The organism is Geomonas sp., from assembly GCF_056994735.1.
In genome coordinates, this window is record NZ_JBXKJL010000221.1 from 1 (window position 1) to 1,331 (window position 1,331).

Genomic DNA, 1,331 nt, shown 5'->3' on the forward strand with positions numbered 1-1,331 from the left:
CTGGTCGTGCTGCAGGCCGGGACCACCACCATCACCACCACGGCCACCGATGGGGCAGGGAACCAGGCGGTCGATTCCAGGCAGATCACGCTCGACACGCAGCTGCCGTCACTGGAGATCGACACCCCTGCCGACAACAGCACCACCAGCGCCGGCTTCATCACCGTAACCGGGACCGTGGCCATGCCGGTCGCGGGGGTAGAGGTCAAGGTAAACGGCGGGACTTTCGAATCGGCCGTGGTGAGCGGCTCGACCTTCTCCTCCACCGTCAACCTCGCCGCCGGCCTCAACACCATCGAGGTCGCGGTGACCGATCTCGCCGGCAAGGTCAATACCATGAAGCGCAGCGTGGTCTCCGATGCCCAGGGGCCGACCGTCAATATCACCTCACCGTCGCAGGACGTAAGGACCACAATCTCGGCCCAGACCCTGGCCGGCACCGTGGCCGATGCCGTGCCCCCGGTCAGCGTCACCGTCAGTGACGGCAGCGCCACCTATGCACCGCAGGTCACCGGCGGGGCATTTGCGCAGACCCTGGTGCTGAGCCAGAGCAAGAAGTATCCGCTCGTCGTCACCGTGACCGAAGGAGACGGCAGCAAGACCACCGTGCAGCGGAACATCCTTTTCGCCTCCACCCGTTTCACGGTCAACGACGACCAGACCGTCACCGACAACGAGACCGGTCTCAGCTGGACGAGGAATGCCAACCTGCCGACCCTGGCGGTGAGCTGGCAGGAGGCGCTCGATTACGTGGCGGCCATGAACAGCGCCAACGGAGGGGCGGGCACCTTCGGCCACAAAGACTGGAGGCTCCCGACCGTGGACGAGCTCTACTCCCTGGTCGACACCAACAGGAGCTTCCCGGCGCTTCCGGCGGCACATCCCTTCAGCGCGGTGCAGTCCGACGAGTACTGGTCCTCCAGCGTGGTCCCCAACAAGTACGCCTACGTCTACGGGGTGAGCATGGACTACGGGTTCAAGTACAGCGGCCATGATTACAACTTCGGGTTCGTGTGGCCCGTCCGCGGGTCACAGTCAGTGACCACCGCGCTGGAGCCGGTCGTCACCGGATCCAGCTACAGCCAGACCCTGACCGCCACCAAGGGGGCGGCCCCCTACACCTGGTCCGTCGCCTCCGGGGGTCTCCCGGCGGGAGTCACGCTGAACCCAGCCACCGGGGCCCTGACCGGGACGCCGGCGAGGTCCGGGGTCTACTCGTTCACGGTCCGGGCCGTCGACGGCACAGGGGTGACAGATACCCAGCAGTACGCGTTGACCGTGCACGACGTTGCCTGCGCCAACTCAGCCGTGCGGATCGACGGGGCGAGCGT

Annotated in this window: 1 protein-coding gene; it reads left to right on the forward strand. The window is 66.3% G+C overall.

Annotated elements, in window-relative coordinates:
• Positions 1-1,331 (forward strand): Lcl domain-containing protein (locus AC11W3_RS09545; protein ID WP_484092918.1); only part of this gene is annotated, 1,331 nt, incomplete at both ends.